The sequence below is a fragment of the Pediococcus stilesii genome (genome assembly GCF_001437075.1).
GTDB lineage: Bacteria > Bacillota > Bacilli > Lactobacillales > Lactobacillaceae > Pediococcus > Pediococcus stilesii.
Genome location: NZ_JQBX01000011.1, coordinates 43,220 through 57,939 on the forward strand (window position 1 = coordinate 43,220; position 14,720 = coordinate 57,939).

Consider the following 14,720-nt stretch of genomic DNA (forward strand, 5'->3'; position numbering starts at 1 on the left):
TGTTTGTCAACTTATTTGACAAAGGTGTTAGGTAAGTTATAATTAGTTTAATTAATAGGATAAGGTTGAACTTGTTAACTAGGAGGAGAATTATGAATAGTTCCAGTAATCACGCTAATACGCTTAAAAAAATTATTGATAGCGATTCATTACTGTTAAGTATTGGTGATGTTGCCAACGCAATTGACGTGTCAACTAGACAACTACGCTATTGGGAGAAAAAAGGTTACATTAAATCTAAAATTTCAAAATCGGGTCAGCGAAAGTACACCTATTTTACGCTACTACAGGCTGGTGATATTGCCGGATACATTAATGAAGGATATACACTGGCCAGCGCTGCTGAAAAAACGGCGAACAATGCCCGAATTATGAAAAGGTTGCGGCAATTTTTACAAACCCGATTTGATAATGGCTATGAAATTGAGGGCGGTTATGAAATTGATTTAGGCGAAATCAAGGACGTCGACGCAGAGCAGCATCTGCATATTGATCTCATGGAAGACGGGGAAAGTTTTTTTCAGATCAAAAAGAAGGACAAATAATTGACGAATGGTACGCGGTGCTATATATTATAGATGAAATACTTACGAATAATAAGGTTCATCTTCAAGGGGCAGGGTGTGATTCCCGACCGGTGGTAAAGTCCATGAGCTATCTTTGGATGGTCGATTCGGTGTAATTCCGAAACCGATAGTTAAAGTCTAGATAAAGGGAGATTGAATTTATTTGCGCGAGTTGGAAGGCTAGCAGTCCAACTTAAACACCAACGCCCCGAATTTTAAGCGTTGGTGTTTTTTTGTGTAAATAAAACCAAGAAGGTGCTCCAAATCCAAGGAGGCAGTAAATATGAGTGTTTCTAAAGTTAATAAGATGGTTGTAGTAGCAATGTTGGCCGCGATTTCGTTTGTTTTAATTTTCATTGATTTTCCGCTATTACCGGGATTTTCTTTTTTGAAGATTGATTTTGCGGATGTTCCGGTATTAATTGGGACGGTGCTGTTTGGCCCAATTTGGGGGATGGCAACCGCGGCTTTGGCGGGGTTAATGGATATTATTTTACGGGATAGTAATCCTGCTGGAGCATTAGGAGCCGTTGCAAATTGGATGGCAGCAGTGTCGTATGTTTTACCGATTTATTACTTTTTGAAAGCCGCCCATGGCAGCGAACATAAAAAAGAAATGGGTGCACTGATTAAGGGTGTTTTGGTTGGTTCAATTTTGATGACGGTAATTATGAGTCTAGCAAATCTATTTGTTATGTTGCCATTATATATGAAGCTAGCAAGCTTCCAAATCAATGTTTCAACGTTAAACATGGTTATTTATGGAATCGTACCGTTCAATCTACTAAAAGGATTGATTGTAGGAGTTGCTATTGCACTAGTTTACTTCAGATTACTTCCGATCATCAGAAGGGCAGCTAATTAGTATTTTAGATAACTGGAATGATTTAGATTAGAATGAATTAATACTGCTAGTATAAGTATTGAAGTTAAATCACTTATCAATTAATGATTACTATATTTATCCATTTTATCAGGTCAAAATAATAGAAAATGAAAAAGCTAAAGATTATAATTAATATCGTAAAATGTTAAGCCGATATTGTTAATTTTTAGTTTTTTTTTACTTTTTAATTTTAAATTTGCGTAATTAGGTACGTAGTGGGAAATTTCACTGAATTTACATATGAATTTTGGATGAATTTATGAATTTTTTAGGCACATTATGTTACAAACATTTTACAATTTTGAGATTTAATGGCATACTTTTACTTAATGTCTTGATAAAGATATTTTATGACAGACAGTTGTAAATAGTAAACGTCAAATCAACAAGGGGGGATTGTGATGCTAACCTTTTTTAAGGATCTATGGCAACATAATTCAGTGAAGTTTATTACCCGAACCGTGTTCTACTTTGCGGTTCTACTAATATTACTTTATTTATATGGGTATAGTGGTATGTCTGGTGGGACATTCATTTATAACGAGTTTTAACTGGGGGAATTATTACTTATGGGAAAAGTTATTAATGTTATCGAACAAATCGATGCAATTGCAACAAAGCATCCAGATTGGATTGCATATGATTACTTAGGTGAAAAGAACACCTATGGAGAATTAAAAGCTTATTCAGATAGCTTAGCTTCATATATACTGACGCGGGGAATTAAAGAAGAATCACCAATCATGGTGTATGGAGCACAGACCTTCAAGATGATTGCGACATTTCTTGGAATCGTTAAAAGTGGACATGCATACGTGCCAATTGATCGTCATTCTCCAGCAGAACGGTTAACAATGATTAACGAAATTGCTGAGCCGGGTCTTTGTATTGCAGTTGAAGATCTACCAATCTCGCTGAAAGATTTACCAATTCTAGAAGGTCAAGAATTAGTAGACGTCTTTGAGTCAAATAAAAGTGTCACACCAAATAGCTTTGTGACTGGTGATGATAATTACTACATTATCTTTACTTCTGGAACAACTGGTAAACCAAAGGGTGTTCAAATTAGTCATAACAATCTTTTGAGTTTTGTAAACTGGGAGGTTAATGATTTTGATTTGCCAGAACAACCAGCAACGCTATCTCAACCACCATATTCATTTGATCTATCCGTGATGGACTTGTATCCAACGCTAGTTCTAGGTGGAACACTTAAAGCCATTCCAAAGCAAGTAACGGACGATTTTAAAAAGCTTTTTGAAGTTTTACCAACGTTAGGACTTAACGTTTGGGTTTCAACACCATCATTTATGGATATTTGTCTTCTACAACCAACGTTTGACGCAGAACATTTTCCTGCATTAACGCGGTTCCTATTCTGTGGTGAAGAATTAACCCATGCGACTGCACAAGCGTTAAAACAACGTTTTCCAAACGCTAAGATTTTTAACACTTATGGCCCAACAGAAGCAACTGTCGCAGTTACTTCAATTGAAATAACCGACGAAGTTCTAGAAAAGTACGATCGGTTACCAATTGGCCATCTAAAGGATGACACGGCTGGCTTTATTCTTGACGATAACGAAGACATTGCAAATGCGGGGACGGAAGGCGAACTTGTATTAGCTGGTCCAAGTGTTTCAAAAGGTTATCTAAATAATCAAGAAAAAACCGACGAGGCTTTCTTTGAATATGACGGACAACAAGCATATAAAACTGGTGATCTAACGGTTATGGATGAGGACGGAATGCTTTATTATCGTGGAAGAACTGATTTTCAGATTAAATTGCATGGTTACCGAATCGAGCTAGAAGAGGTCAACCATTATTTAAACAACGACCCACTAATTCAATCTGGGGTTGCTGTTCCTAAATATGGTAAGGACAATAAGGTCGCTCAATTAGTGGCTTATGTTGTTCCTGAAAAGAATGATTTTGATTCACAAATAAAACTAACAGTGGCTATCAAGGATAGCTTAAAAGATAATATGATGGAGTACATGGTGCCTAATCGTTTCATTTTTGTTGACAGTTTACCGCAGACGGCCAATGGAAAGATCGATATTAAGACTGTTATTGCAGAGGTTAACGCATAATGCCATCTTTGACACCATACGAAAATCCGGCATATTTTATTATGCTGGCGGTAGCCTTTATTCCAATCGTGATTGGAATGCTTTGGGGCAAAAGATTTCACTGGTATGAAATTTTAGTTTCATTGTTCTTTATTTTGCTAACCTTCGGGGGACCAAAATTTGAACAGGGAATTGCTTTAATTGGATACCTGGTATATGAAGTGATTTTGGTTTCACTTTATAATTTATATCGTAAGAAGAAAAATGACACATGGGTGTTTATTATTGCGGTTCTACTTGCGATTGCACCACTAGTGGTGGTTAAATTAACCCCGTTATTACAGACGGGAGCGGCTTCGATTATCGGATTTTTAGGGATCAGTTATCTAACATTCAAAGCTGTTCAAACGGTAATGGAAATTCGTGATGGAGTACTGAAAGACTTCAATCCGTGGTTTTTCTTACAATTTATGGCGTTCTTCCCAACAATTTCCTCCGGTCCAATTGATCGTTATCGTCGTTTTAAAAAAGACTATGATACCGTTCCAGATCGAGAAAAGTATCTTGGGATGTTGGAAAAGGGATTACATTACATCTTTTTAGGATTTGTGTATAAGTTTATGTTGTCGTATTTCTTCGGAACATATCTTTATCCAAAGGTCCAACACATTGCTTTACAATCTCATGGTTTATCATGGGGATTATTGGGAGTAATGTACGTTTATAGTTTCTACTTATTCTTTGATTTTGCCGGATACAGTTTGTTTGCCGTCGCTACTAGTTACTTTATGGGAATTGAGACGCCAATGAACTTTAATCAGCCGTTTAAATCTAGAAATATCAAAGAATTTTGGAATAGATGGCATATGACGCTGTCATTTTGGTTTAGAGACTACGTATATATGCGCTTAGTCTTCTTCTTCATGAAGCATAAAACGTTCAAAAATCCCAAAACGACTGCCAATATAACCTATATTTTAAACATGCTACTAATGGGATTTTGGCACGGTGAAACATGGTACTACATTTTATATGGATTGATCCATGGTGTAGCTTTAGTCGTTAACGATTGGTGGCTTGGATTTAAAAAGAAGAATCCAGGACGTTTTCCACATAATAAATTTACAGAATACTTTGCGATTTTTATAACGTTTAACTTTGTATGTTTCACGTTCTTGGTATTCTCAGGTTTTCTAGACAAACTATTTTTTCATTAATATAAAGGGGAGTAAATAATTATGGACACAAAAGAAACAGTATTAAACATTCTAGCGGATTTAACAGGTAATGATGTTAGCGGAAGTATGGATGAAAATCTATTTGACTCAGGATTGCTTGATTCAATGGGAACTGTTCAACTATTACTTCAACTTCAAACAGAATTAGGAATTGAAGCACCAGTTTCAGAATTTGAACGAAGCGAATGGGATACACCAAATAAAATTATCGCAAAAGTTGAGGAATTACAGTAGTCGTGGGAAAAAAACTATGGATGATATTTGGTCCGTTAGTGGTGGCTGCCGTTGTTTTGATTGGACTTTTATTTTCCCCATTCAAAATAAACCGGATCAATTCAATAATTGAAAAACAAGCAGCAACGTCACTTTCGCCCAATATTTTAAAAGGTGATTCGGTTAAGAAAGCGGCATTGTCAAAAAAATATTATGTGCCATTTTTCGGTTCATCTGAGTTTTCACGATTTGATTTAACGCATCCATCTGTTATTTCAGAAAAATATGATTGGAATTTCCGTCCGTTCTTAATGGGGGCAGCGGGAACCCAGTCGTTAACGCATTTTTTCCAGATGCAAGGGGTAAATAAGCAGCTGAAAAATAAAAAAGCGGTTTTTGTTATTTCACCACAATGGTTTGTAAAAAATGGTGCAGATCCGCAAGCATTTTCATTCTATTTTTCTCAATTACAGGCGGTCAATTTTCTTCAAAATCAAACGGGAAATGAGAGCGATCGGTATGCTGCAAGGCGCTTACTAAAGATTTCGCGCGGTACTGAAGGTACTAATAGCGAAGTAACCGGAGCTTTGCAGAAGGTTAGTCAAGGTAAAAAGCTGTCTGGTACAGAAAAAACGTATTTAAAATACTACAAACGTTTGCTATCACATGAAGACCAACTGTTTTCTGATTTTAGCCTAAAGGGTGGAAATGAAGATAAAGTTAATAAGCAGCTTAAGAATTTGCCGGATAACGAATCAGATAGTTTGATTCGTCAGGCAATTACTAAGCAAGCTAAACAACAAACTTCTAGCAACAATTTTGGAATTAAGAATTCGTTTTATAACCAACGCTTGAAGAAGCGCATTAAATCCTTCAAGGGGATGGAAAAGAACTTTAACTATACAAAATCACCTGAATTTTCAGATTTCCAGTTGGTTCTAAACCAATTTGCTAAGGATAACACGGACGTCTTATTTATTATTCCACCTGTAAATGAAAAGTGGGCTAAATATGTGGGACTTTCAGAAAATATGCTTAACGGATTCAACAAAAAGATTAATTATCAATTGAAGAGCCAAGGTTTTAACAACATCGTTGATTTATCCAAAGATGGATCTAAGCGATACTTCATGCAAGATACGATTCATCTTGGATGGAACGGATGGTTTGCAGTTGATCAAAAAATTAAGTCATTTATCGATGAGGATTCAAAAAACGAAACTCATCAATTGAACGATAAATTCTATGATACAACATGGCAGAAACTTGATCCAAGGGACTTAAACACTTATATTAAAGATAATTAGTCGCTTTTAGTTTATAATGAAAGGAGAATGAACCCGTTTCTGGGCTCGCTCCTTTTTTTAATCACCTTAATTACTTAATACAATAAAACGGAGGAACTGAATGAGAGATAAAAGTTTTAGATTAATCGGTCAATTTGCCATCATGCTAATCGCACTTGAAGTATTAGCAGTTAGTATTAACATGTTCTACTCACCCCATAATGTCGCCGCCGGGGGAGCAACGGGGATATCAATCCTGTTAGAAGATGCCTTGGGATGGAATAAAGCACTCGTCGTATTCATTATTAACGTTTTCATGCTAGTGATGTCATACGTTACCTTAGGAAAAGAAACAACCGCCAGGATTACAATTGGAAGTTTGTTGTTGCCAGTTTGTATGGCAATCACTCCCAACATCAGTTTGGTTTCTGATCGGACGCTAGCGGTAATTGTTGGTGGAGCGTTATATGCAATTGGAGTAGCTCTGCTGTACCAGATCGATGCTTCTAGCGGTGGGACAACGGTGCCACCGTTGATTCTAAAAAAATATTTCAATTTCAAAACTTCCGTCAGCTTGTTAGTAATTGATACAATCGTCTGCGTGATGAATATTTTTGGCTCAGGAATTGAAGCATTTATTTTGGCGCTCTTTTCTTCTGTGATTACTTTGCTAATAATGAACTACATCGAGACCGGTGTTGATCGTAAAAAAAGTGTTTATATAATGAGCAGTAAGTTAGAAGAAGTCGAAGAAATTATTTCAGAGTCCTTGGATCAAAGCTATACTAGCATTGATGTTCAAGGTGGCTTTTCTGGCGATAACAAAAGAATGTTGATGCTGGTGGTTGAAAATTCAGAATATCACCGCATCATCGAAAGAATTAGAAAAATTGATCCAAAGGCGTTCATTTTGACTAATAATGTGGCCGAAGTTCACGGGGGACAGTACTAATTAGTAGTACTCCGTAAGCAAAAAATTAAATTAGAGCATATAAAAAAGCACTGCTTTTTTCAAATATCCACCGACGGACGATCTTAAGTCGGAAAACTGTTTGAAAAATTCAGTGCTTTTTTTGTACATCTGAGTTCAGGTATTTTACTCCATTGCCTTTTTAACAATTTGACCGGCAATCATATCAGCCATTCGTAAACGAACATCATTAACGCCTGGAATCGGGGCACCATTTGTTAGCCAGTGCCGATTTTCTGTGGAAAGTCCCCACATGAAGAACTGAGGGACAACTTTTCCATCTGGTGTAACCAGCTCGGCCGTTTCGGTCGTTACGTCAAGCGCACCCGTTTTAAGTGTCGAGCCGTCCTTTAAATGTAAAGAATAAATTCTGGCCAAGTTATTAGCTAGTAAATTCTTTATTAACACGTTGCGAGTCGTATTAGCGTTGGGTTGCGGTAAACGACCTTCAATTAGGACATTTCCACTATAGTGCTTCTTATCGCTTAAAAGAGACGAATAAGTGTCAAAATGATCATCAACTTCTTCGACAACCATTCCAGGACCAATTAAGGTTAAAACGCCAGCCTTAATTAAGGCCAACATTTGTTCAACACGAAATGCAGGAGGTCCAACGGCTAAAAAGTTATTCATTGGATTAAACTGTTTTAAAACGTACTTAACGTAGTCGTCATCACTAATTAGTTCGTAAGTAACGACTTTACGAATGTTAGATCGAAGCTCACGCAGCTTCTCCATTGCGCTTGAAAAAGGAGCAGTTTTATTACCTTCGTTAGCGAGCTTGATATCTTTTTCGAGATAGTCTTTGACAAATTTGGTAAACATTGTAGTATCCGTAATGTTGGCCGGAATTGGGTTTGCCCACTTCGCCCAATCAACGCGTTCACTTTGTTTGATATCATACTTATCTAAAACTTTCTTAAAACTGTCAGTACTGTCGGCAAGTTCGCTTTCAAAGGTTTTACGATCGATATCAGGATAGCTAGCATTGACTAGAGCAACGTAATAGGCGAGTTCGACATCTAACATGATGCGATTCAAGAATTCTTGCCCGGTTATTTTTTTATTTTGAAGAACAAGTCGATTAACATATTCATTCGAAAGGAAGTAGCGTGGATACGTTTCGCCAACTTTTTTCTGATCTAATCCTCGAGCATGGTACGGCAGACCGCGCCGAGAACTAGCGTAAACGGTCGGCTCATCGCCTGAACGAGTGTATGTGAGTTCACCCTGTTCATCGCGGGTAAATGTACCACCACGGCGTTCGGTTAATTCAGCCAGGTAATCGATAAAGCTTAAACCTAGGCCACGGATAATCACATGATCGCTGGGAGCAACGTCATCAACGTCGACTTCGGCTGGATATCGAATCGGAACATACTTTAAGTGATGTTCACTTGCAAACTTTTTAATATCAATTTCTTCTTTGTTAGGTTCATCCGCACCTTCGCCAAGAAAAGCTGAGATGGCATCAACTTGGAAAGCCGCTTCGTCTGTAATTAAAACGTATTGATCCTTATCTGGTTGAACGTTATTAACCGTTTCTTGATAAAGTTCAATCGAAAAGTTAGCAGGCATCCTTTTTTAACGTGTGCAAAGAACCATTGTTGATAGATTCCAAATAAGGCACGCGAGCTGTAGGAATACTTGGTTAGATTTGTAACTTCGTCTAGTAAGAGACTTTGATGTTTGAAATCATGGTCGCGAATAAAGTCGGGACCAATGCTTGTTGACCATTCGTAGAGCGTGGGTCCAAAGTGCGGTTTACCTTCCATCTGGATCGAGTCATCCGTGAATAACGTGATCTTAGATGCAAGTGAGTTCATTTTTAATTCGTGATTTTGGTTAGGATTCCAAACACGTCCACCAATACCAAAAGGATCAAATATAAGAATTCGAACGTCTTTAGTCCAACGACGATCCAAGGCCCAGTAAACAAGACGTTCCAGAGCCATTAGATTCCGTGGGCCGGCGCCGATAAGTGCTATTTTCATTGTATTGTCCACCCCGTTTATTAATTACCATCATAATATCATAATAATTAAAAATTCCGTAGCGTAACGTTCGAAACGTTTTCACATGATACTATTAAATAATTTATTCTTCGCATTATTTTTCGTTTGACAAAAAATAAGTGATTGTGTATTCTTGAAAGTGAAATAAAAACAAGGAGTGATTGCTGTGTTCTTTACTAATGCCAAAAGTGCAGATTGCGCAACATGTTGTCATCAAGATAACATGTTATTTGGCAGGCGTAAATAACGGAGTCACTCAACGATTAAGGGCACATTCGGCAGATTGTGTCAGTTGAACCGGTTAATTACACTGCGGTGTAGTTAGCCGGTTTTTTGTTTACGAGGACGTGATGACAGTGGAATCTGAATGTAGTTGTTGTAGTACAAAGAAGAGCAATTGATAAAAAGATAGTTTGGGGAGAAGAAAGATGAAGATTAAAAGATGGTTGGGAGTTATTGCAGTTGTATTCATTTCAGTGGTGGTACTTGCCGGATGTGGGTCAAACTCTGGTAAGTATGCTGCTAAACAAGAATTGAATTTATCAGCAGATGCTCCTTTAGACACGCTCGATGTTTCGAAGGCTAACGGATATGGACAAACTGGAAATGTTTTTGAAAGTCTCTATCGACTAGGAAATAACGGAAAGGTTACGCCCGGTCTTGCTAGTAGTTCTAGTGTTTCTAAAGACGGTCTGACGTGGACCTTTAAAATTCGGGACGATGCTAAGTTTAGTGACGGCAGCAAAATTACGGCCAATGATTTTGTTTATTCTTGGAAGCGAACGATCGATCCTAAAACTAAAGCGTTATACGCATACTTATTTGAAGGAATTAAAAATGCCGATAAGATTAATGCCGGTAAAATGGATCCTTCAAAATTAGGGGTGGAAGCAACAGATGATCAAACATTTGTGGTTCATCTCGATCAACCGATTCAGTACTTCAAAGTATTGATGAGTTATCCACTATTTTCACCAATTAGCAAAAAAGCTGTTGATAAATATGGTGATAAATATGGTACAAAATCTCAATATACAGTTTATTCAGGTCCATTTACCGTTAAAGGTTGGACGGGAACAAATGATACATGGACTTTTGTTAAAAACAATCAATATTGGGATAAAAAGGTCGTTAAACTGGATAAGGTTAACTACCGGGTTGTGGAAAATCCACAAACCAAGCTAAATCTTTATCAATCTGGAAAATTGGATTACACCCAACTTTCAAGTGAACAAGTAAAAAACTATAAGAATAATAAAGATTACACGACGTTCCCATATTCAATTACGACGTTCTTACAGTATAATTTTAATGACCAAGATAAAACTAAGAAAAAAGCCTTTAACAATGTTAATATCCGAAAGGCGATGTCCTATGCCATCGACCGCAAGCAATTAATATCAAAGGTAATTGGTGATGCATCAACACAAAGCAAGGGACTAGTACCAACGGAGCTTGCTAAAGATCCTAAGACAGGAAAAGACTTTGCCGATGATGCTTATCTAAGTGGCACAATTGAATATGATAAGAAGAAAGCCGAAGAATATTGGACGAAGGGTCTAAAGGAAATTGGTGTTAAAGATTTGACGTTAGATTTAACTTCGGATAACGAAGGTAATAGTAAAAACTACGCTGAGTTTTATGCACAGTCGTTAGAAAAAGCATTGCCTGGACTAACCGTTAAAATTGTCAATGTTCCAACCCAGGTAGCTTATTCTCGTTCGCAAAGTGGTGAGTTTGACATTCTTGTCGGACACTGGGGTGCAGACTTTAATGATCCAATTTCACACTTGCAAATCCTTCAAGATGGTAGTGCATATAACTATGGTAAATGGCAGAATGACCAATACAATAATCTTGTTAAAAAAGCACAAAATGAAGATGCCAACAACGCTGAAAAACGTTGGCAAGATATGATTGAGGCTGAACAGATCGTGATGAAAGAACAACCTGTATCACCACTGTATCAAACAGTCTATTCATATTTGAAAAATCCAAAGGTAAAGGACGTTATTCACAACACGGCCGGTACACAATGGAGTTACAAATACGCTTATATCGGAAAATAAGTGGGAATTAACTAAAAAATAATTTGTTTTAGAAAGTGGTTTTCAAGGGTTAATAATATAAATAAGGGTCGTGACGAATTAATTTTGTCACGGCCTTTTTGAGCTTTCTAATTTTTTCTTTTTATATTGAACCAGAGAGCGTAGTATAAAGGTTAAATATTAAATAGCGTATGGAGGATTTTATGACTAAATATAAGGTCGCTTTATTTGATTTAGATAACACATTGTTAAAAACTGAAGATGCATCCGTGGCAGCGCTCACCTATGCCTTAAAACAAGATGGAATGACGGCTACACCAGAAGCTATTATTAAATTAATGGGGATTCCCGGACTTGATATGGCAAGACAACTTGGTGCACCGGATCCTGAAAAAACAATTCGAATTTTCAACGAACAAATCAAGCAAGAAGTTGATTTAATTAAAGAATATGCCGGAATTGATGATATGTTTGCCGGTTTAACCGATTTAGGGGTGGAATTTGGAATTGTAACTTCAAAATTAAAACGGGTTTTTGATGATGAGATGAAACATTTTCCTAAAATTGAACGAATTAAGCGGGTTGTCTTTTCAGACGATACTAAGAAACATAAACCTGACGCTGAACCTTTAGAATTTGGAATAAAAAAATATTTTCCGAATATTGATAAAAAAGAGGTTCTTTACGTCGGTGATTCGTTATTTGATATGCAAGCAGCACACGCGGCAGGGGTCGCTTTTGCTAATGCTCGTTGGGGTGCGATTCCAACGAATGATTTTTCTGAAGCAGAGTACATTTTAAAAACGCCGTTGGATTTGTTACAGGTCGTTAAGTAGCAAAAAAGCACCATTTGTTGAAGAAGCCGAGACTTTTGCGGTAGATGAGTTGCAAAAATTAAAAGGAGTGTACCAGAAATCAGCTGTGCGATAAACGCTTTCTGATTCCTGTTACACTCCTCAATCATCTACATTATTATATGGTTGGCACTAACCAGTCGCATTCTAGAAGTTGATGAAACTGCTTTGTGATGGGTAACCAAAGTTTATTGTTAATAATATCTTTTAGACATTTCCAAAATAAGGGATCACTTGATTGTTCGGCGGTTGGATAAACAAATATGTATTTACCAGCGCTAGTCCGAGCCTTAATTTTATTATCCTCGTGACCAATTAATTGGACTTCTAGATATTGATTGGTTGATTTATCGTTAATAAGCATTTAAGCATCACCTTTCTTCCTCACAAGTTAAGAATAGCACCGAATGGAACATTATTCGTAAAATATACCAATAATTAATCGCATCTTAACAAAATCACGTTTACGAGTTTGTGAGTTATAATTAATAGTCTAAATGTGATCTTTAAATAAAATATGAATTTAAAAGGAGATCTTAATGAAGATATTAGAAATTTTAAAAAACTGTTTCTATCTGTTTTTACTGTTTTTAATGGATCAAATTGTATCCGTCCCTCAGATAATTGCGATGTATACGCATCCAAATGTGATAATATTAGTACTTTTGGTGATTGTCTACGCCGCGACCGCAACGGCGGTAATTATATTTCTGATCCAATTTTATCAACAGCGATTGAGGGTAAATCATAGCATCTATGGTAATCACCGAATCAATCGGAAACGGCTGAAATTTATGATATTGATGGTGGTATTGTGGGCAGTATTTTTATTCTTACAAACGTGGTATACCAATCAGTTTGGAATTAGCACATCTGAGAATCAATCGGTTATTAATCAGTTGTTTAAGAATATGCCAGTCTGGACATTTATTGACGGCGTCGTAATTGCACCGATTATGGAAGAACTTATTTTTAGAGGATTATTTTTTGAATTATTCTTTAGAAAAAATGAGCGTGCAACGAAAGTTATTGGAGTGATTGTGAATGGGATAATGTTTGGAGCCCTCCATGACACGGGGCTTAGTTTTCCAATTTATGCATTGATGGGAATCCTTTTGGCTTGGACCTATGTGTATACGAAGGACGTTAAGTATGGAATGGCAATTCACGTTTTAAATAATTTTATTGCGTTTCTTTAAAGAACATGGAGGACTCGGATGGACAGTATTTTAACAAAGGGTAGTCCAATTAAAGGGATTATTTTATTTAGTATCCCGCTCCTTTTAGGAAACATTTTTCAACAAATTTATACCCTATCCGACACACTGATTGTGGGACGGGTTGTGGGAGTAAAGGCCTTGGCTGCCGTTGGAGCGACTAATGGGTTAACCTTTTTAATCATTGGATTCGCACAGGGGATGACGACTGGGCTTTCGATTATTACTGCACAACATTACGGTGCGGGTGATGCAAAGGCCGTTAAGCAAAGCTTTGCAACCAGTATTTGGATTTGTGGCGTTTTTACATTTGGATTAACATTGATTAGTATTTTAGCAGCTAAACCATTGTTACAGGCCATGCAAACACCCGCAAATATCATTGATGGAGCGACAGTTTTCTTAACCATCATTTGTGCTGGACTAGTCGCAACAATGTTTTTTAACCTGTTTTCAAATATGTTACGAGCCTTAGGAAACAGTCGCTCACCGCTGGTTTTTCTGGTAATTGCCTGTATTATCAACGTGGTTTTAGATATTGTGCTAATCGTTTTCCTACATATGGGAATTGCTGGAGCGGGGATTGCTACCGTTAGTGCTCAGCTGATTTCGTGTTTTCTATGCTGGTTTTATATAAAAGCAAAAGTACCGGTTTTATCACTAGAATTAAGTGAAATTAAAACCAACATGAAGCTAGTTCGAGAACAAATTCGAATTGGACTTCCAATGGGCTTCCAAGCTTCAATTATTGCAATTGGTGCGATCATTTTACAGGTTTCACTGAACCATCTGGGATCTTCGGCGATTGCAGCTTATACGGCAGCTGGCAAGGTGGATCAGCTTGCGACACAACCAATGATGTCATTGGGAATTACAATGGCAACGTTCACGGCGCAAAATTATGGAGCACGTCAGTATCAAAGAATTTTAAAGGGCATCAAACAAACTTTAATTACCTCGGTTAGTTATAGTTTTATAATGGGTGCGTTGATTATTCTTAATAGTCGACTGTTAGTTAATTTATTTATTGGTAATTCAGAAACACATATCACAAATTTAGCGCACGAATATTTCGTAATTGTTAGTACTAGTTATTTCTTATTGGCAATTCTTTTTGTAATTCGGTACACACTTCAAGGCTTTGGAAAGAGTATGGCACCAACCATGGCGGGCGTGGCCGAATTAATTTCGCGAGTTTTAGTTGGAGTATTTGTAGTTCCAGCGTTTGGCTTTTTGGGAGCGTGTACCGCGAATCCTTTGGCGTGGCTCGGATCGAATCTTGTTTTGATTTGGTCATATGTTCAGGTTGTTCGCCAATTAAAGAAAGAGACAAAAGCATAATTACTGAGAAT

15 protein-coding genes and 1 riboswitch are annotated in these 14,720 nt (G+C 37.2%); of the genes, 12 read left to right on the top strand and 3 right to left on the bottom strand.

Annotated features, from left to right (window positions below; genetic code table 11):
- The first annotated feature begins 92 nt into the window (after nucleotides 1–92).
- The 8 genes from IV81_RS05985 to IV81_RS06020 all read left to right on the top strand — a co-directional run bounded on the left by IV81_RS05985 (nucleotide 93) and on the right by IV81_RS06020 (nucleotide 7,216).
- Nucleotides 93–545 (top strand): MerR family transcriptional regulator, encoded by a 453-nt coding sequence (locus IV81_RS05985; protein ID WP_057803275.1) that lies wholly within the window; start codon nucleotides 93–95, stop codon nucleotides 543–545.
- A 56-nt stretch (nucleotides 546–601) separates the two neighbouring features.
- Nucleotides 602–724: riboswitch (FMN riboswitch) on the top strand.
- Nucleotides 725–849: 125 nt separating this feature from the next.
- Nucleotides 850–1,431, top strand: a complete 582-nt coding sequence (locus IV81_RS05990; protein ID WP_057803277.1) for an ECF transporter S component — start codon at nucleotides 850–852, stop codon at nucleotides 1,429–1,431.
- A gap of 422 nt (nucleotides 1,432–1,853) precedes the next feature.
- Nucleotides 1,854–2,003 carry a teichoic acid D-Ala incorporation-associated protein DltX gene (locus tag IV81_RS05995; RefSeq protein ID WP_057803279.1) on the top strand — a complete coding sequence of 50 codons (150 nt, stop codon included), beginning with the start codon at nucleotides 1,854–1,856 and terminating at the stop codon, nucleotides 2,001–2,003.
- An 18-nt stretch (nucleotides 2,004–2,021) separates the two neighbouring features.
- Nucleotides 2,022–3,548, top strand: a complete 1,527-nt coding sequence (gene dltA, locus IV81_RS06000; protein WP_057803281.1) for a D-alanine--poly(phosphoribitol) ligase subunit DltA — start codon at nucleotides 2,022–2,024, stop codon at nucleotides 3,546–3,548.
- A complete protein-coding gene (dltB, locus tag IV81_RS06005) occupies nucleotides 3,548–4,744 on the top strand; it encodes a D-alanyl-lipoteichoic acid biosynthesis protein DltB (RefSeq protein ID WP_057803283.1) in 1,197 nt (398 codons plus the stop codon). The genes dltA and dltB overlap by 1 nt, the downstream gene beginning before the upstream one ends.
- Before the next feature lie 21 nt (nucleotides 4,745–4,765).
- A complete protein-coding gene (dltC, locus tag IV81_RS06010) occupies nucleotides 4,766–4,999 on the top strand; it encodes a D-alanine--poly(phosphoribitol) ligase subunit DltC (RefSeq protein WP_057803285.1) in 234 nt (77 codons plus the stop codon).
- A gap of 2 nt (nucleotides 5,000–5,001) precedes the next feature.
- Complete coding sequence (dltD, locus tag IV81_RS06015) at nucleotides 5,002–6,285, top strand: D-alanyl-lipoteichoic acid biosynthesis protein DltD (protein ID WP_057803287.1); 1,284 nt, start codon at nucleotides 5,002–5,004, stop codon at nucleotides 6,283–6,285.
- Between the two features lie 100 nt (nucleotides 6,286–6,385).
- On the top strand, nucleotides 6,386–7,216 hold the full coding sequence (locus IV81_RS06020) for a YitT family protein (RefSeq protein WP_057803289.1): 831 nt from the start codon (nucleotides 6,386–6,388) through the stop codon (nucleotides 7,214–7,216).
- Nucleotides 7,217–7,360: 144 nt separating this feature from the next.
- Here the strand turns inward: IV81_RS06020 and IV81_RS06025 are convergent, their stop codons facing one another.
- Together IV81_RS06025 and IV81_RS09530 are read right to left on the bottom strand one after the other, a co-directional pair.
- The gene (locus IV81_RS06025) at nucleotides 7,361–8,812 is read right to left on the bottom strand and encodes an FAD/NAD(P)-binding protein (RefSeq protein WP_236696838.1); all 1,452 of its coding nucleotides are present in this window, start codon (nucleotides 8,810–8,812) and stop codon (nucleotides 7,361–7,363) included.
- The gene (locus IV81_RS09530; protein WP_236696839.1) at nucleotides 8,734–9,228 is read right to left on the bottom strand and encodes an FAD/NAD(P)-binding protein; all 495 of its coding nucleotides are present in this window, start codon (nucleotides 9,226–9,228) and stop codon (nucleotides 8,734–8,736) included. The genes IV81_RS06025 and IV81_RS09530 overlap by 79 nt, the downstream gene beginning before the upstream one ends.
- A gap of 449 nt (nucleotides 9,229–9,677) precedes the next feature.
- On the opposite strand from IV81_RS09530, the gene IV81_RS06030 reads away from it, so the two are divergent.
- A complete protein-coding gene (locus IV81_RS06030; RefSeq protein ID WP_057803291.1) occupies nucleotides 9,678–11,318 on the top strand; it encodes a peptide ABC transporter substrate-binding protein in 1,641 nt (546 codons plus the stop codon).
- A 182-nt stretch (nucleotides 11,319–11,500) separates the two neighbouring features.
- Complete coding sequence (locus IV81_RS06035; RefSeq protein ID WP_057803293.1) at nucleotides 11,501–12,133, top strand: HAD family hydrolase; 633 nt, start codon at nucleotides 11,501–11,503, stop codon at nucleotides 12,131–12,133.
- A gap of 136 nt (nucleotides 12,134–12,269) precedes the next feature.
- Here IV81_RS06035 and IV81_RS06040 read toward each other — a convergent pair whose 3' ends face one another.
- Nucleotides 12,270–12,515, bottom strand: coding sequence for a hypothetical protein (locus IV81_RS06040; protein WP_057803295.1), 246 nt, complete (start codon nucleotides 12,513–12,515; stop codon nucleotides 12,270–12,272).
- A 175-nt stretch (nucleotides 12,516–12,690) separates the two neighbouring features.
- Between IV81_RS06040 and IV81_RS06045 the strand changes: the two genes are divergently transcribed.
- Together IV81_RS06045 and IV81_RS06050 are read left to right on the top strand one after the other, a co-directional pair.
- On the top strand, nucleotides 12,691–13,350 hold the full coding sequence (locus tag IV81_RS06045) for a CPBP family intramembrane glutamic endopeptidase (protein ID WP_057803297.1): 660 nt from the start codon (nucleotides 12,691–12,693) through the stop codon (nucleotides 13,348–13,350).
- 18 nt (nucleotides 13,351–13,368) lie between these two features.
- Complete coding sequence (locus IV81_RS06050) at nucleotides 13,369–14,709, top strand: MATE family efflux transporter (protein ID WP_057803299.1); 1,341 nt, start codon at nucleotides 13,369–13,371, stop codon at nucleotides 14,707–14,709.
- The last annotated feature ends 11 nt before the right edge of the window (nucleotides 14,710–14,720 follow it).